This is a genomic window from Pseudomonas sp. DF5 (assembly GCF_058148225.1).
The window spans coordinates 222,165-239,343 of the sequence record NZ_JBYVYM010000004.1; the positions used below are offsets into that span (position 1 = coordinate 222,165).

A 17,179-nucleotide genomic window follows, 5' to 3' on the forward strand; every position below is an offset into this window, starting at 1 on the left:
TGACTGGCGTCAAGACCTCACGCACTACGCAATATGCAAAACGAAATATTCGGAGCAATACATGAAGATTCTGGTCACCGGCGCAAGCGGCTTCATTGGCGGACGCTTTGCGCGTTTTGCCCTGGAGCAGGGCCTGGACGTGCGGGTCAACGGTCGCCGGGCCGAGAGTGTCGAGCATCTGGTGCGCCGTGGTGCCGAGTTCATCCAGGGCGACTTGAGCGACCCGCAACTGGCGCGCGACCTGTGTTCGGACGTCGAAGCCGTGGTCCATTGCGCCGGCGCTGTCGGGTTGTGGGGACGTTATCAGGACTTCCATCAAGGTAACGTCGAGGTCACCGAGAACGTGGTCGAAGCCTGCCTGAAACAACGGGTGCGGCGCCTGGTGCACTTGTCGTCGCCATCGATTTACTTCGATGGCCGCGATCATCTGGGGTTGACCGAAGACCAGGTGCCCAAGCGCTTCAAGCATCCCTACGCCGCGACCAAGTACCTGGCCGAGCAAAAAGTCTTCGGTGCGCAGGAATTCGGCCTCGAAACCCTGGCCCTGCGTCCGCGTTTCGTGACGGGCGCAGGCGACATGAGCATTTTCCCCAGGTTGCTGAAGATGCAGCGCAAAGGGCGGTTGGCGATCATCGGCAATGGCCTGAACAAGGTTGATTTCACCAGTGTGCAAAACCTCAATGAAGCGTTGCTCAGCAGCTTGCTGGCCAGCGGTTCGGCCTTGGGCAAGGCCTACAACATCAGCAACGGAGCGCCGGTGCCGTTGTGGGATGTGGTCAATTACGTGATGCGCAAAATGGATGTCCCACAGGTGACTCGTTACCGCTCCTATGGCTTGGCCTACAGCCTTGCCGCGCTCAACGAGGGTGTTTGCAAGCTGTGGCCGGGGCGCCCGGAGCCGACCCTGTCGCGGCTGGGCATGCAGGTAATGAACAAAAATTTCACCCTGGACATCAGTCGCGCCCGGCATTATCTGGATTACGATCCGAAAGTCAGCCTCTGGACCGCCCTCGATGAATTTTGCGCCTGGTGGAAGGCTCAGGACATTCGCTGACACACAAGGGCCGGCCCTCACTGAACCGAGTTCGGGGTTCAGGGTCAACCGGTGCGGCAGCGAGGGTTATACTTCGCCCCATCAAGCCATCACCGCGTTTTACAAAGGTTGACTCAATGTCCATGCGTAACGATGCCAACGACGACTTCGACGATGTACCGAGCCTGCGTGCCGACAGCCTCGACGACGATGATTTTCCGACCACCGCTCGCACTTCCGTGCATTCGCGCACCACTCCGGTAGTCAAGGTCAAAGGCCCTAGCACCGGTCCGCTGTGGGCGTTGGTCGGTGCGTTGTTTTTTGCTTTCGCTGGCCTTGCCTGGTGGAGTTTTCAGCAGATCTCGCTGATGGAACAACAACTGGTGGCGACCCAGGAAAGTTTTGCGCGCATCAGTGAGGAAGCGGCGGGGCGCTTGCAGGACATTTCCGGCAAGGTCGTGGCCAGCCAGTCCACCGTCAATACCGGCAGTGAAGCGTTGAAGCTGCAGATCAAACAACTGGAAGGCAAACTCCAGGACCAGAGCAAACAGCTGGAAAGCAAACTTCAGGATCAGAGCAAACAGCAGCAAGGCGTGCTCGGCCAGACCTCCGATCTGGACAAACGCCTGGCGCAAATGACCACCCAAGCCACCGAACAACAAGCCGCCAATGTTCAGTTGCAGGCTCAGATCAAAGCCTTGAGCGGCGAACTGGCCGCATTGAAGAGCGCACCGGCCGACACCAGCAAAGTCGACGCCCAACTCAAAAGCCTTGGGGCCGACATCGCTGCGCTGAAGCGGCAAGGCAATCCGAGCGCCGCCATCGAGCGCCTGGAGCAAGACATGATCGTGCTCAAAAGCCAACAGGACAACCGCCCGGCTGCAGCGCAAGGTGGCAGCAATACCGCCGAGTTCGACGCCTTCCGCGGCCAGGTCACCCGCAACATCAACACTCTGCAGGCGCAGATCCAGAACCTGCAACAACAGCTGCACGCCCGGCCCTAATAGCCCGATGCAGGGGCTTGTGGAGTGGTCTTTTTGTGGAGAAGGGCTTGCTTGTGGCGAGGGGGCTTGCCCCCGTTGGGTGGCGTAGCCGCCCCAAATCCATTCACCACGGCTTTTCAGATAGTCCGTGGTGCCTGATTTGCGACTGCTGCGCAGCCGAACGGGGGCAAGCCCCCTCGCCACAGATGTTCCATCCACCACGGATAATCCCTCTCACTGCACTGGCCACTGCCTCTTTGAAACACAGCTCCACACCGTTTCCTGAATATTCATACATAGCCCCAAGCGGTCTACGCTCTTGAAACACTAATAAGAACGGGGGATGCGCCATGGGGGTTCTTCGCAAGCTGGCTTGGCTCGGCGGGATGCTGTTGCTTTGCCTGGGGCCGGTTCACGCCGCCACGACGGAAAATGATGACAGCCAGGCCGCCAAAGCCTTGCTGGAAAAAGCCCTGGCCTATTACCACGAGCAGGGCGACAAGGCTTTCGCGGCGTTCAGCCGTCAAGGTGAGTTTGTCGACAAGGATCGTTATGTCTTCGTGGTCGATACCAAGGGCGTGATGCTCGCCAGCGGCGGGCCGTCTTCGGCGTTGATCGGTCGCGATGTGTCCGAGGTACTCGGGCCGGATGTGCAGAAAGCCTTCAAGGACGCCTTGAAAGTGCCGGAGGGCAACGGCATTCAGCAGGCCGAATACCGCTGGCAGAACTGGGCCGATGGCAAGGTCGAACGCAAGCATGTGTTCTATCAGCGCGTCGGCCAGCGGATCCTGGCGGTCGGTTACTACCTGCCACGGGCCTCGCCGCAGCAGGCGCAAGCGTTGCTTGATAAAGCCGCGGCCGATCTGGCCAACAACGAGAAAGGCACGTTCACGGCGATCAACGCCCTCAAGGGCGGTTACTTGCAGGATGACCTGTACGTGTTTGTCGTCGACCTGAATACCCGGCGTTATGTCGCCCACGGCACCAATCTGCGCCTGATCAACACCGACTTCGGCAAGATCAAGGACCAGGAAGGTAAACCCGTGGGCGAGCCGATCCTGGGGCTGATGGCCAAACAGGATGACGGCGAATACGAATACCGCTGGAAAAACCCGGTGACCGGCAAGGTCGAAGACAAGCATGCCTACCTGAAAAAGGTCGGGCATTTTCTGGTGGCAGTGGGGTATTACAGCCCTTGAATGGTGGTGGCTGACAGACCGCTTTCGCGAGCAAGCCCGCTCCCACAGTAGACTGAGTTCTTCCAGATGAATTGCGGTCGAATGTGGGCTTGCTCGCGAATGCAGGCGACTCGGTCTTTCTACCGGACCTTGTCTTCCCGCCCGCGCAACACCCTGTTCGGCATGGCAATCGCCGCCGCCAGCCCCAGCAGCGACACCGCCGCGCTGACCATCAGCAAATGCTGGAAGGTCAGTAGCAACTCGGCGCGCAAGGCGTTTTGCGCATCACCCGGCGCGGCGTTCAAACCATCGAGCAAGACATTCCCCGAACGGCCCTCGGCCATCAGCGACGAACCCGCCAGGTGCGCGAAACTGGAATCCTGCAACAATGCCAGCAACAGTGCGGACATCAACGCCACGCCCATCGCACCGCCCAGCGCGCGGAACAGATTGGTGGTGCTGGTGGCAACACCAATGTCCCGTTGCTCCACCGAGTTTTGCGTGCCCACCAACGACGTCGGGAACTGCATGCCGCCAGCGATTCCGCAGAGCAACATGAACAGGCTGCTCAGCACAAACGCCTGCGGCGCACTGAACGCCATGCCGAGAATCGCCAACGGCATGAGCAACGCGCCGGTCAGGATCATCGGTTTGTAACGACCGGTCACCGAGGTCCGGCGCCCGGCGAAATAGGCGCCTATCGGCAAGCCCATGGCCAGCGGCAACAGGTGCAGTGCCGCGCTGTCGGCCCCGGCGCCGGTGACGCTCTGGAAGCGCAGCGGCATCAGCACGATCAGGGAAATCGCCTGGAAACTGGTGAAGAAAATCGTGCACCAGCAAAGGATCGCATTGCGGTTGGCGAACAAATGCATCGGCAGCAACGGTTCCCGCGCCCGCCGTTCATGCCAGACGAACACCGCCAGCACCGCCACCGCACAACCGAGCAAACCCGCCACTTCGGGACTGCGCCACGAATGCCCCTGGCCAACCTGAGTGATGCCCAGCAACAACGCCGTCAGGCCAATGATCATCAGCAACGTACCGAGGTAGTCGATGATCGGCTTGCGCTGCGGCACCGGCAGCCCTACCAGCGTGCGATAAGCCACCCACCAGGCACCCAGGCCCAACGGCAGGTTGATCAGGAATACCCAGCGCCAGGACAGGTATTCGGTCATGTAGCCACCGAGTACCGGGCCGGCCACGCTGGCCACCGCGTACATGCTGCTGAAGTAGCCCTGATAGCGACCGCGTTCGCGCGGTGGAACGATGTCGCCGATGATCGCCTGGCTCACCGAAATCATCCCGCCGGCGCCGATGCCTTGAAAGATCCGCGCCAGTACCAATTGCTCCATGCTTTGCGCCATGCCGCAAAACAATGACGCCAGGGTGAACAAGCCCATGCCGAACAGCATCAATCTGCGGCGGCCGTACAGATCGCCGAGCTTGCCGTAGATCGGCACTGCCACCGTCATCGCCACCATGTAGCCGGAAATCACCCAGGCCAGCAGGCTGACATCCTTGAACTGCGCGGAAATCGCTGGCATCGAAACGGCGACGATGGTCTGGTCCAGCGCGCCCAGAAAGATCGCCAGCATCAGGGCGATTAGCACGCTGCGAATGGCTGGTTTGGGCGTTTCAGGCCGGTTGAGATTGGTCACGGTAAAACCTGCGGGCAGTGATGGACCCGCAAGAGGCAAGGCGAGCGGGAATGCTCGCCAGTGTAAGTCGGTAGGAAGCTATTCGATAGCCTCATAAGGAAGGCCGACGTAATTTTCCGCGATGGTTTTTCGGCCCGCCTCGGAGTCAACGAAATAGGCCAGTTCCGACTCGCTGATGCGCTGACTGAACGCGTCATGCTCGTCGAAGCGATGCAGCATCGAAGTCATCCACCAGGAAAACCGTTCGGCTTTCCACACCCGTCGCAGGCAGATTTCGGAATACTTCTCCAGCAAATCAACACGGCCTTCGCGGTAAACCTTCAGCAGAATAGTGAACAACGTACTGACGTCGCTGGCTGCCAGGTTCAGGCCCTTGGCGCCAGTGGGCGGAACGATGTGCGCGGCGTCACCGACCAGGAACATCCGTCCGTACTGCATCGGCTCGACCACGAAACTGCGCAGCGGCGCGATGCTTTTCTCGATCGACGGACCAGTCACCAGCACATCGGCGAGGGCGGTCGGCAGGCGGGATTTGAGCTCGTCCCAGAAGCGCTGATCGGACCAGTCCCCGACCTGATCCTGGGCCGGTACCTGAAGGTAATAACGGGTGCGTGTCGGCGAGCGCATGCTGCACAACGCAAAACCCCGTTCATGCCGCGCGTAGACCAACTCCTCATGAACCGGCGGGGTATCGGCGAGAATCCCCAGCCAGCCAAACGGATACACCCGCTCGAACACCTTCAGGCAGTCGGTTGGGATCGACTGTCGCGCCACGCCATGGAAACCGTCGCAACCGGCGATGTAGTCACAATCGAGTCGATACGTTTCGCCGTCCTTGTCGAAGGTGACGAAGGGTTCAGCGGTTTTCATGCCGTGGGGGACGACGTTGCCGGCTTCATAAATCGTCTGCGCACCAGCGTCCCGACGAGCGGCCATCAGGTCGCGGGTGACCTCGGTCTGGCCATACACCATCACGGTTTTACCGCCGGTCAATGCTTGCAGATCGATGTGCACCCGGCGCCCGTCCAGGGCCAGTTCGAAGCCTGTGTGGACCAACCCTTCGGCGTCCATGCGCTGACCCACCCCGGCCTGACGCAGCAGCTCTACCATGCCTTGTTCGAGGACACCGGCGCGGATGCGTCCCAGCACATAATCCGGGGTCTGGCGTTCGAGAATCAGGGTGTCGATGCCGGCGTTATGCAGCAATTGGCCGAGTAGCAGACCAGAGGGGCCGGCGCCGATGATGGCGACTTGGGTTTTTAGTGTTTTCATTGTTTTTATGACTCGCAAGCTCTACACGACCAAGGCCGGTGGGTGATTTTTATGGATCGAGTGCTTGCATTTTTCACTTGCGGGTCTGTCAATTGAAGGTGAAAACTGAGCCGATACCTGTACATTCTGCCAATCGGTGCGATTATCGCCCCGTTACCCCCGAGGCCTGGATTGAAGTGATGAACAAGCCCGCCCTGCCATCGATTCCGGTGTTCAAACTCTACGGTGAAAGCCTGGACTGGCCGACCCCCGATTTGCTCCACTGTGAAACCATCTCCAAACGCAGCCGCGAACATCAATGGGAAATAAAACCCCATCGCCACGCTGATTTGTGTCAGTTGCTCTTCGTCTTCAAAGGTCAGGCAGAGCTTGAGATCGAAGGCAAACGCTCACAATTGACTGAGCCGGCAATCATCATCCTGCCGCCGTTATCGGTGCATGGTTATCGGTTTTCCGAGGACGTCGAAGGGTTCGTCGTCACCTTGGCCGCGCCGCTGGTCGCCCATCTTCAGGCGCAGTTGGGCAATTCGGTGAACGCCCTGGCCCAGGCCGAAAGCTACCCGGCGGGTAAGGACAGCGAGTACCTCAACAGCCTGTTTTCAGCGCTGCAAAACGAATACACCGGCCATCAACCGGCGCGGGAAATGCTCATGCATTCGCTGGTCAGCGTGATCATGGTGTGGGTCAGCCGTCAGGTGATTCAGCGGCGCGCTGCCAGTCAGCGTCCGCAGCGTGCCCGGGAATACCTCAACGGTTTTATCCAGCTGGTGGAGGAGACCTATCGCCAGCACGTCAAGGTCGAGGATCTGGCTCATCGGCTGGGGATTTCCGTGTCCCACCTCAACGGCACGTGCCGTGAACTGGCGGGGCAACCGGCGCTGCAGATCATGCACGAGCGTCAGTTACTGGAGGCCAAGCGCTTGCTGACCTACACCAGCATGACCATTTATGAAATGTCCGATGCGCTGGGGTTTTCCGATCCGACCAACTTCACACGCCTGTTCCGACGTCGGGTGGGGATCTCGCCCAAAGCTTTTCGCGACCGCTTGAAGGCCGATCAGCACGCTGCCGATCAGAAGAGCGAAGCCTGACCCCTCGTCACAAGGTGTTCGTCAGCGGAGGGCGTTGAGGCTTGCGCTGTGGGGGATGCAGCGCTCGAAGTTGCAGCTCGCGAAGTCACGGGGCACTTTGCGCAACTGTTCGACACGCCAGGCGGCCGTGCCATACAGCGCCAGCGTCGCCGCGCAAGTGATGAAAATGGCGAGGTATCTTTTTGTTTTGATGTTCATGGCGTTGACCTCTGAACGAATACCCTTGGGTACTGCTTTGAGCATAGGTCAGCGCCGGTGAGTTGCCATCAAAACCACCCCACATTCGCTCCGGTTAAAGGCCCACATCCCACGCCGGTTCTTCGGGAAATCTGAGCACCAGAAAATCCAGCATGCTGCGCAACGCCACCGGCATGTGCTTGCGTGAGGCATACACCGCATAGATATTCATCTGCCGGGGTTCGGCCTGGGGCAGCAGGCGGATCAGTTCGCCGCTGTGGATATGCACCCCAGCCTGGTAACTGGGCAGCATCGCCACCCCGGCCCCGGCCATCGCCGCGCGCAGCAGCGTGCTGGCTTCGTTGGCGCTGATGTTGCCCTGCACCGGCACCGAGACCGGCTCGCCATCCTGCTGGAAATGCCAGAGGCTTTTGCCGAAGTAAGAGTGGGTCAGGCAATTGTGCAGGCTCAGGTCTTCGACTCGTTGCGGCGCGGGGTGCTCGCGCAGGTAAGCGGGGGAGGCGCAGATCACCGAGCGGCACACCGTCAGGCGCCGGGCGATCAGATTCGGGTCCAGGTCGTTGCTGGTGCGGATGGCCAGGTCGATGCGCTCATCCACCAGGTTCACCGTGCGGTCGAGCATTTGCAGATCGATGCTTACGCCGGGGTAACGTTTGACGTAGGCGGCCATGGCATCCGCCAGTTGCGCCTGGCCGAACGAGGTGCTGACGCTGATCCGCAGCAGGCCGCGCGGTGCGTCGTCCGGCTCGCTGACGGCGGCTTGCATGTCGCTGGATAAATCGAGCATCTGCCGGCACCGGGGCAGGATTTCGCTACCGGCGGCGGTCAGGCTCAATTTGCGCGTGGTGCGGTGCATCAGGCGTGCGCCGACCCAATTCTCCAGCTCCGCCAGATACCGTGAAACCACCGGCCGCGACAGGTCCAGGTGATCGGCGGCGGCCGATTGGCTGCCCAGGTCCACCACCGTAACGAACACCCGCATTGCTTGTAGACGATCCATGATTTGCCCGCTTTCAGAAACAAACTATGTTCAAGCATCGCATTTTTTGTATCGAACCAGGCAACTAAGCTCTGTCCCATCGCCAAGCACGGCATTCGGACAACGGAGCAACAGATGATCGGCTTCTCTTCAATCAAACGCATTCTTCTGGCAACCGCCGCACTGGGCTTCGCGGCCCATGCCGCTGCGGCGTCGACCCTGACGCTGGACGTCTACAACCCGGGCACCAACGCGATCTTCCCGGTGACCTCGGTACTGGTCAGCGGCGAGAAGGAAGCGATTCTGGTGGACGCACAATTCGGCAAATCCCAGGCCGAACAAGTGGTGGAAAAAATCCGCGCCAGCGGCAAGCAACTGACCACCATCTACATCAGCCATGGTGACCCGGATTACTACTTCGGCCTCGACACCATCACCCAGGCATTCCCGAACGCCAAGGTACTGGCTTCGCAACCGACCGTTGACCACATCAAGAAAACCGTCGACGGCAAACTGGCGTTCTGGGGTCCGAAAATGGGCGCCGACGTGCCGAACAAAACCATCGTGCCGCACGTGCTCAAGGGCGATAGCCTGATGCTGGAAGGGCAGAAACTGCAGGTGCTCGGCCTGGATGGCAAGCAACCGGATCGCAGCTTTGTGTGGATACCGTCGATCAAGGCAGTGGTCGGTGGCGTGGTTGTCGCCGAGAACATTCATGTGTGGATGGCTGATACCCAGACCCCGCAGTCCCATGCCGATTGGCTGACGACGTTGCACACGATCGAAGCCTTGAAGCCGAACACCATCGTGCCGGGCCATTACCTCGGTGAGAGCGCTCGTTCGCTGGCGGCTGTGCAGTTCACCGCCGATTACATCAAGGCTTTCGACGAAGAAACCGCCAAGGCGAAAGATTCAGCCGAACTGATCGGCGCGATGAAAAAACGCTACCCGACCCTGGGCGAAGAAAGCTCGTTGGAGCTGAGCGCCAAAGTCGCCAAGGGCGAGATGAAGTGGTAACCCGCTGAACAGTGGCGAGGGGGGCGACGCAGAACCTGTAGGAGCGAGGCTTGCCCGCGAAGAACGATGACGCGTAATCCCTGAAAAAACCGCGGCGCCTTCTTCGCGGGCAAGCCTCGCTCCCACAGGATTTTCGTCGCCCCGTGCCATACACATCAATACAGATTCACCCAAGCCAACTGGAGAACGTCATGAGCAAAATCGCAATCATCGGTGCCACCGGTCGTGCCGGTAGCCAACTGTTGGAAGAAGCCCTGCGTCGCGGTCACAGCGTCACCGCCATCGCCCGCGACACCTCGAAAATCGGCCAGCGTGCCGGTGTCGTCAGCAAAAACGTCGACGTGCTCGATGCCGTGGCTTTGCAAGCGGCAGTAGCCGGCCATGACGTGGTGATCAGCGCGGCGCATTTCTCTACCATCCCCGCCAGCGCGGTTATCGAGCCGGTGAAGAAGGCTGGTGTCAAACGTCTGCTGGTGGTGGGCGGTGCCGGTTCGCTGTTGCTGCCGGACGGTACTCGAGTGATCGACAGTGAAGGCTTTCCGCCGGAGTACAAGGCTGAGGCCAGCGCCGGTGCCGAGTTCCTCAATACCTTGCATCAGGAAAAGGAGCTGGACTGGACCTTCCTGTCGCCGTCGGCGGAGTTTGTCGAAGGTGAGCGTACGGGCAAGTTTCGGCTAGGCAAAAACGACTTACTGGTCAGTGCACAAGGGCGAAGCTGGATTAGTTTTGCCGATTATGCAATTGCGATGATGGATGAAGTTGAAAGTATGTCCCACGCGCGACAGCGGTTCACCGTCGGCTACTGATATATCGCGAAACAAGAAGCACAAGTTATTTCGGTGACTTGTGCTTTTTTATGCGTGTTGAAAATGTGTCTTTCGGTAAATTTTCTAGTTCGGGTTAGTTAGTGGGCTGTTTGCGTATTGTGGCTTTTTCGTAAGGTTAAAAATCGGCAGTGTCGTGGGTTTGATTTCCTACAGTCTGCGCCCTTATGTGGAGAGTTGATGAGGAGGATTTAGAAGGTTACCGTGGGCACTGCCACGATGCGTGGTGGGAAATGTAAATCCTGTAATTTATTGATATATAACTCAGTCAGCTGAAGCTGTTAGGGATGGCACTATGGGTCACGATCAGGGAAGTGAGATAAGGCGTGCTGCGCTGGAGTCGTTTGTAGAACTACAAGGCGCGGATGCGGCAGAAGATACTGAAACTAAATTAACGCGCGTTGCGCTAGAAGCGGTTGCAGAACTACAAGGCGTGGATACGGTCGCGGAAGCGGCAAAATATGTACCTGTTCAATATTTTGGTGTTATGGCGGGTTACGATGCACCTCATTACCAGGATGGAACCTTTATTGTTAAAAAGGAAAATATCGTTGCCATCAGAAAGTATGTCAGCCAGAGCCTTCTCCAACCGGTTGACCTGAGCGCCGTAGAAAAACTGCTCGGTTATACCCAGATCAATGTGGATGGACTGGAGCCTCGTGATATTCAGAATTTGCATCAGAAAATTCATCAGCATGCGCTTTCCTGGGCAACGCTGGAGCGCGATACCAAAGACCTGGGGACACGGCTGGATCTTTTTGCCAAGGGGTTCATCAACACCGGACGGCTGGTGATCGGTCATCTGGAGAAATTCAGCGGGTACAAGGATTTAAGCGGCACGATCGATACCTTATCGGACGCGGAACGCGCGGTATTGATGGCTATCCCGATGGGGAACTCCGACACAGAGAAGGTACAAAGTCTGGTCAGGTATCTCGGGAGAATGAAAAGTGATATTGAAGTTTTTTATACCCGCATAACGGCCGTCAAAGCGTTGGCCATCGAATTTTCCCGCAAGATTTCAGCAGATCTCATACCAATAGTCGATGCCAAACTGGGCAATATTGAAAAGGCTGGTATCGAAGAGCCCAAGCGGCTTAAGAATCTAAGAGATCAGATTAAAGACTTGGATCAACAGATTGCGGAGAAAGTCGCGGAGTACGATAGCCTGGTCGGGTATGCCTTTACGGGGTTGGTGTTCGGCCCTATCGGTGTTGCTGTTACCGGCGGTATATTCGGATCGAAGGCGGAAACTGTCAGAGGTCTGAAAAATACCTTGAACGAGCGTCGGGCCGAATTGCTGAAAGGAATGGAAGGGGCAACTCTTTCGACGTTGTTGAGCGGTTTGGCTGGGCAATTGAGTAATATAAAGTCGCTGATGGTGGATGCAGAGAAAGGCGCGAAGAATCTGGAGGATGTATGGGCGATTCTGTGGGTCAATGTTCAGGAGTCTGCTATCCGCTTGGCTCAAGTCGATAATGCATTTGATTTAAATATATTGGTTTTGGACTTGCAGGCGGTGGTCGAGCCTTGGGATGTTATTCAAGGGCATGCCAGAGCCCTGTCAAAGGTTTTCAATGAAGTGGTTGGTTAAATTCTATTTTTAATATTTTCAAGGATGAAATGTTCATGATGAACAATGCTGTTAACGGCGCTCCTGATTACGCGACACCCGACCGGCAGGTGATGAAGGCGAGCCAAAGCCACTTCAATACCTTGGTGGCCGATAATACGTTTGCCTTTTTGCCGGCGGTAATGGACAAGACTTTGCGCCTGCGTGCTCAGCTCAATACCGATGATCAGCACATAGGCGACCATATAAAAAGGGCCGTTGCGTCGCTGGGCAACGTAGGGTTCGCCAGTGTGCTGGCGCGCCTTGAAGAGATTCAGAGTCATCCCTCCGCAACGGCCAGCCTGCGTGAAGAGAAGCTCATTGAGCTGGTGAAATACTGCGCGCGTCGTGTTGAGAGTACGCGGGGGCCGATACAGACTGCCACCCAGTATTTACATCAGGGATTGGGCAATCTGGAGGCCATCCGTTTTGCCGAAGATGGTATCGATCTGGTCCGGATCGAAACGGATCGACGCATACGCCTGGAGCAGGCAGGTGCCGGGTACAGGGAAGATCAGGCAAAGCTTCAGGAGGAAAAACGCACCATTGATGCTCAGATTGAGCATTTCCAGGCCCCGGGTTGGCTGGATATTTTTGATAGCCTGATCCCTAGTGCACGGGAAATCGAGTCGGCAATCAAACTGGTGACCACCAAAAAGCCGGATCGTGAATTCCTTGAACTGGTGCTCGCACGCCTCAAAGGCAATCTGGAAGGGATTGAGAATGGACGCCGCTACTCCAACCTGACACAGGCTCGAGACGGTGTTCGAACCCGACTGGATGAGGTGCAAAAGGCGCTGACAGATACCGAGGCCCAGATCCAGGATGCGGGCAGTCGCCTGCAGAAACTTGAAGCCATTGCATCGCTCGATCAGGTCACTCGAAACTGGGTGCAAGAAGCACAAAAACTATTGACGGCGTACGAGCACTTTTTACAAACGAACGAGCCGCAATTGATTCGTGATGTGCTGTCGATTCAGGCAATGGCCGGGCGCTATACGGCCATGCTGAATTACCTGGGTGCAATTGCCTGGCGTTGAGTGGCTGCTCGCCTATGACGTAGCACGCGCCTGAGCTTGCAGCCAATCGAGCAGCTCAGCCAACGGAGCGCTCGGGGCCGGTCGTTGAGGGTGGACAAGGTAGTAGGCCAATCCTGTACGTACTTTCAGTGCAAACGGCATCACCAACCGCCCTGCGCGCAAGTCATCGCCAATCAACGACCAATCTCCGATCGCTACACCTGTGCCCTGAGAAGCCATCGACATGGCCAGATCCAGGGTTTCGAAATGCTGCCCCTTGCCGACATTGCTTAAGTGAACGTCGGCAGTTTTGAGCCAGGCTTTCCAGTCCCTTTCATCGCGAGTCGGATGCAGCAACAGATGGTGCTCCAGATCATCGGGGGTTAAAAGTGGCACGGGACCTTCCAGCAGAGGACGGGAGCAAACCGGCGTCAGTTGCTCATCGAACAGATGATGGGAGGCCAGCGAGCTGTCCGGCGGCGCGCCGTACATCACCGCCGCATCGAACTGCTCGCGATGAAAATCCACGCCGTGTTTCACCGTGGTGGTCAACTCCACCGGCACATCCGGACGTTCCTTTTGCCACTGCAACAGGCGCGGCAACAGCCAGCGCATCACGCAGGTCGGCGCCTTGAGTTGCAAGGTTTCGCGCTTCTCGCCGATCTGCTCCACGGCCTCGTCGATCAGGCCGAAAATCTGCTGCACCCGTGGCAACCACTCCCGCCCTTCGGCGGTCAGGCTCAAGCCCCGCGCCTGGCGAATGAACAGCTCATAACCCAGATGATCTTCCAGCCCTGCGATCTGCCGGCTCACCGCGCCTTGGGTGATGTGCAGCTGTTCGGCGGCCCGGGTGAAGTTGCAGCACTGCGCGGTGATCAGAAAAGTGTGCAGCGCCGGCAGGGGAGGAAGTCGTTTCATTGGGATCCAAGGTATGACGTGAGGACATGGCTAGTATGACTTTTTATCCATTGTTGCGGCTATGTGTCGCCCGTTCCAATGAGGCCATCCCTGGACCCGCCAATCCATCATAAACACTGGGCAGGTCCGGCGTCTCAAACGAACAAAAAGGGCAAACACATGGCGACGTGCGGCGAAGTATTGGTCAAGTTACTCGAAGATTACGGGGTCGAGCAGGTGTTCGGCATTCCCGGGGTGCATACCGTGGAGCTGTATCGCGGGCTGGCCCGTTCGAGCATCAACCACGTCACTCCACGTCACGAACAGGGCGCCGGTTTCATGGCCGACGGTTATGCCCGCACCAGCGGCAAACCGGGTGTGTGTTTCATCATCACCGGCCCCGGCATGACCAACATCACCACCGCCATGGGCCAGGCTTACGCCGACTCGATCCCGATGCTGGTGATCTCCAGCGTGCAATCGCGCAGCCAATTGGGCGGCGGGCGCGGCAAGCTGCATGAGCTGCCGAACCAGAGCACACTGGTCGGCGGCGTGGCGGCGTTCTCCCATACCTTGATGTCGGCGGCGGAATTGCCGGGTGTGTTGGCGCGGGCCTTCGCGCTGTTCCAGGCCGGTCGCCCGCGTCCGGTGCACATCGAAATCCCGTTGGACGTACTGGTCGAAGAGGCCGATGACTTGCTCGCCAGCATGCCGGTGAACATCGATCGTGCCGGTGCTTCGCCCAGCGCGATCAGCCGCATGACCGACCTGCTGGCCGGTGCCAAGCGCCCATTGATTCTCGCCGGTGGCGGCGCCATCGATGCGGCGGCCGAGCTGACTGAACTGGCCGAGCTGTTGGATGCGCCAGTGGCCCTGACCATCAATGCCAAAGGCATGCTCGAATCCAGCCACCCATTGCTGATCGGTTCGACCCAAAGCCTGGTGGCCACACGTGCGCTGGTGGCCGAGGCCGACGTGGTGCTGGCCATCGGCACCGAACTGGCCGAAACCGATTACGACATCACCTTCGCCGGCGGCTTCGAAATCCCGGGCGTGCTGCTGCGCGTGGACATCGACCCAGACCAGACCGTGCGTAATTACCCGCCGAAGGTGGCGTTGGTGGCTGACTCGCGCAATGCCGCCCAGGCCCTGCTGAGCGCGCTGTCCCACAAGTCGCTGGCCGAGCGCCGCAACGACTGGGGCCAGGTGCGCGCCGCTCGCTTGCGAGAAGAGCTTGCCGCGACCTGGGACGCCCCGACCCTGGCCCAGACCCGCTTCCTGGAAACCGTGCTGTACGAATTGCCGAACGCGGTGTTCGTCGGCGATTCGACCCAACCGGTGTACACCGGCAACCTGACCTTCAACCCGGAGCGTCCGCGTCGCTGGTTCAACTCGTCCACCGGTTACGGCACCCTCGGTTACGCCTTGCCGGCGGCGATTGGCGCCTGGCTCGGTGGCAGCGTCGAAGGCGGCACGCGTCCGCCGGTGGTGTGCCTGATCGGCGACGGCGGCCTGCAATTCACCTTGCCGGAACTGGCCAGCGCGGTGGAAGCCCGCACGCCGGTGATCGTGTTGCTGTGGAATAACCAGGGCTACGAAGAGATCAAGAAATACATGGTCAACCGCGCCATCGAGCCGGTGGGCGTGGACATCTATACCCCCGATTTCATTGGTGTGGCCAAAGCGCTGGGCTGCGCGGCCGAAGCGGTCAGCAGTGTTGACGGATTGCGTGATGCGTTGCGCCTGGCCACCGACCGCCAGGGTCCGACCCTGATTGAAATCGACCAGACCCAGTGGATGAAGGCGGTGTCGCAATGAGTTTTCCTACCACTCTTGATGGCCTGTTCATCGACGGCCAATGGTCCGCTGGCAACGAACATCTGCGTGTGATCAACCCGGCGACCGAAGCCCTGCTAACCACCGTCAACGGCGGCGATGCACACGCTGTCGATCAGGCCGTCACCGCTGCAGCCAACGCTTTCAAGCAATGGTCGAAAACCACCGGTGCCGAGCGCGGGGCGATCCTGCGCAGAATCGCCGCAGGCGTGCAGGCCGGGCGCGAGCAGTTGATGAAGTTGCAGTCGAGCAACAACGGCAAACCGCTGTTTGAAGCGGCCATCGACGTCGACGACGTGATCGCCACCTTCGAGTATTACGCCGGTCTGGCTGAAGGCCTCGATGCCAGGCAAGACAGCAAAGTGGAACTGCCGAGCGATGATTTCAGCGCCCGTTTGCGCCGTGAACCATGCGGTGTAGTGGGGCTGATCGTGCCGTGGAATTTCCCGATGGTCACCACCGCCTGGAAACTCGCCCCGGCCCTGGCCGCCGGTTGCTGCGTGGTGCTCAAACCGTCTGAAGTGACGCCGCTGCCGGAGCTGGAACTGGCGACGATCATTGCCGAGGCCGGTGTGCCAAACGGTGTGTTCAACCTGGTCTGCGGCACCGGCCTTGCGGTCGGCGCACCGCTCTCGGCTGACCCGCGCATCGCCAAGATTTCCTTCACCGGCAGCAACGCGGTGGGCGTGCAGGTGATGCAGCGGGCGGCGGAAACCGTGAAAGGCGTGAGCCTGGAACTGGGCGGTAAATCCTCGCTGCTGGTGCTCGCCGATGCCGATATCGAACTGGCTGTGGAAGTGGCCTGCGGTGGCGGTTTCTTCAACGCCGGGCAGATGTGTTCCGCGACCAGTCGCGTGCTGGTGGCCGATGAGTTGGCGGATGAATTTGTTGCGCGATTGAAGGCCCGTGCCGAAGCTATCCGCGTGGCCGACCCGTTCGACCCGAACGTGGAGATGGGCGCACTGGTCAACCAGGCGCAATACCAGCGGGTGCTGGGCCACATCGATCGCGGTTTGAGCGCTGGCGCGAAGCTGATCTGCGGCGGCAATCGCCCGGCAGAGTTGTCGCGCGGCTACTTTTTGCAGCCGACCGTTTTCATCGACGCGCCCCTCGAGAGTGCGTTGTGGTGCGAAGAGATTTTCGGCCCAGTGATTTGCGTGCGCAGTTTCAGCTCTGAAGCCGAGGCGATCGCCTTGGCCAACGACAGCCCGTTCGGTCTGGTAGCCAGTGTGGTCACGCGCGACAGCGAGGCCGCCGATCGGGTCGCCAACGCTTTGCAGGCGGGGCTTGTGTGGATCAACGCGCCGCAAGTGATCTTCCCGCAGACCGCCTGGGGTGGCTACAAACAGAGCAGCATCGGCCGCGAATTGGGGCCGTGGGGTTTGCAGGCGTTCCAGGAAATCAAGCATGTGATTCGGGCCGTCTGACAGCACGAAAACAGTGAGCGCATGCCTCGAAAGGAGGCATGCACTCACGTCATGGCTTCAATGAGTTTTTATCGATAGTCAGGTGTTTTGCACGACCTCAGGATGAACCCGCCGGCACAGCTCAAGTCCTTTGAAACCGGGGACTTCAAGCCGAT

The 17,179-nt window shown here is 59.0% G+C and carries 15 protein-coding genes; 10 read left to right on the top strand and 5 right to left on the bottom strand.

Annotation, left to right across the window (positions count from 1 at the left end):
* Positions 1 to 61 precede the first annotated feature (61 nt).
* The 3 genes from AC30D7_RS05830 (at position 62) to AC30D7_RS05840 (ending at position 3,215) form a co-directional block, all read left to right on the top strand.
* On the top strand, positions 62 to 1,054 hold the full coding sequence (locus AC30D7_RS05830; RefSeq protein WP_490133409.1) for an NAD-dependent epimerase/dehydratase family protein: 993 nt from the start codon (positions 62 to 64) through the stop codon (positions 1,052 to 1,054).
* A gap of 116 nt (positions 1,055 to 1,170) precedes the next feature.
* On the top strand, positions 1,171 to 2,037 hold the full coding sequence (locus tag AC30D7_RS05835) for an ATPase (protein ID WP_490133410.1): 867 nt from the start codon (positions 1,171 to 1,173) through the stop codon (positions 2,035 to 2,037).
* Positions 2,038 to 2,366: 329 nt separating this feature from the next.
* Positions 2,367 to 3,215, top strand: a complete 849-nt coding sequence (locus AC30D7_RS05840; RefSeq protein WP_490133411.1) for a cache domain-containing protein — start codon at positions 2,367 to 2,369, stop codon at positions 3,213 to 3,215.
* A 119-nt stretch (positions 3,216 to 3,334) separates the two neighbouring features.
* Here the strand turns inward: AC30D7_RS05840 and AC30D7_RS05845 are convergent, their stop codons facing one another.
* Together AC30D7_RS05845 and pobA are read right to left on the bottom strand one after the other, a co-directional pair.
* Positions 3,335 to 4,852, bottom strand: a complete 1,518-nt coding sequence (locus AC30D7_RS05845; protein WP_490133412.1) for an MDR family MFS transporter — start codon at positions 4,850 to 4,852, stop codon at positions 3,335 to 3,337.
* 78 nt (positions 4,853 to 4,930) lie between these two features.
* Entirely contained in the window at positions 4,931 to 6,124 is a 1,194-nt protein-coding gene (gene pobA, locus AC30D7_RS05850) for a 4-hydroxybenzoate 3-monooxygenase (protein WP_490133413.1), read from the bottom strand.
* Between the two features lie 179 nt (positions 6,125 to 6,303).
* Between pobA and AC30D7_RS05855 the strand changes: the two genes are divergently transcribed.
* Positions 6,304 to 7,215: a helix-turn-helix domain-containing protein gene (locus tag AC30D7_RS05855; RefSeq protein ID WP_490133414.1), complete on the top strand. Its 912-nt coding sequence runs from the start codon at positions 6,304 to 6,306 to the stop codon at positions 7,213 to 7,215.
* Positions 7,216 to 7,236: 21 nt separating this feature from the next.
* Here the strand turns inward: AC30D7_RS05855 and AC30D7_RS05860 are convergent, their stop codons facing one another.
* Positions 7,237 to 7,413 (bottom strand): hypothetical protein, encoded by a 177-nt coding sequence (locus AC30D7_RS05860; protein WP_490133415.1) that lies wholly within the window; start codon positions 7,411 to 7,413, stop codon positions 7,237 to 7,239.
* Between the two features lie 94 nt (positions 7,414 to 7,507).
* Positions 7,508 to 8,413 (bottom strand): LysR family transcriptional regulator, encoded by a 906-nt coding sequence (locus AC30D7_RS05865; protein WP_490133416.1) that lies wholly within the window; start codon positions 8,411 to 8,413, stop codon positions 7,508 to 7,510.
* A gap of 114 nt (positions 8,414 to 8,527) precedes the next feature.
* On the opposite strand from AC30D7_RS05865, the gene AC30D7_RS05870 reads away from it, so the two are divergent.
* The 4 genes from AC30D7_RS05870 (at position 8,528) to AC30D7_RS05885 (ending at position 12,885) form a co-directional block, all read left to right on the top strand.
* Positions 8,528 to 9,409 carry an MBL fold metallo-hydrolase gene (locus AC30D7_RS05870; protein ID WP_490133417.1) on the top strand — a complete coding sequence of 294 codons (882 nt, stop codon included), beginning with the start codon at positions 8,528 to 8,530 and terminating at the stop codon, positions 9,407 to 9,409.
* Positions 9,410 to 9,600: 191 nt separating this feature from the next.
* A complete protein-coding gene (locus tag AC30D7_RS05875; RefSeq protein ID WP_096480981.1) occupies positions 9,601 to 10,215 on the top strand; it encodes an NAD(P)-dependent oxidoreductase in 615 nt (204 codons plus the stop codon).
* Positions 10,216 to 10,528: 313 nt separating this feature from the next.
* Positions 10,529 to 11,827: an alpha-xenorhabdolysin family binary toxin subunit A gene (locus AC30D7_RS05880; RefSeq protein ID WP_490133418.1), complete on the top strand. Its 1,299-nt coding sequence runs from the start codon at positions 10,529 to 10,531 to the stop codon at positions 11,825 to 11,827.
* Positions 11,828 to 11,862: 35 nt separating this feature from the next.
* Positions 11,863 to 12,885, top strand: coding sequence for an alpha-xenorhabdolysin family binary toxin subunit B (locus AC30D7_RS05885; protein ID WP_433785341.1), 1,023 nt, complete (start codon positions 11,863 to 11,865; stop codon positions 12,883 to 12,885).
* A 12-nt stretch (positions 12,886 to 12,897) separates the two neighbouring features.
* Here the strand turns inward: AC30D7_RS05885 and AC30D7_RS05890 are convergent, their stop codons facing one another.
* Positions 12,898 to 13,782: a LysR substrate-binding domain-containing protein gene (locus tag AC30D7_RS05890; RefSeq protein ID WP_204124668.1), complete on the bottom strand. Its 885-nt coding sequence runs from the start codon at positions 13,780 to 13,782 to the stop codon at positions 12,898 to 12,900.
* A gap of 159 nt (positions 13,783 to 13,941) precedes the next feature.
* On the opposite strand from AC30D7_RS05890, the gene AC30D7_RS05895 reads away from it, so the two are divergent.
* Positions 13,942 to 15,579 carry a 5-guanidino-2-oxopentanoate decarboxylase gene (locus AC30D7_RS05895; RefSeq protein WP_490133419.1) on the top strand — a complete coding sequence of 546 codons (1,638 nt, stop codon included), beginning with the start codon at positions 13,942 to 13,944 and terminating at the stop codon, positions 15,577 to 15,579.
* Complete coding sequence (locus tag AC30D7_RS05900) at positions 15,576 to 17,024, top strand: aldehyde dehydrogenase family protein (protein WP_490133420.1); 1,449 nt, start codon at positions 15,576 to 15,578, stop codon at positions 17,022 to 17,024. Before AC30D7_RS05895 ends, AC30D7_RS05900 begins: the two co-directional genes overlap by 4 nt.
* Positions 17,025 to 17,179 lie beyond the last annotated feature (155 nt).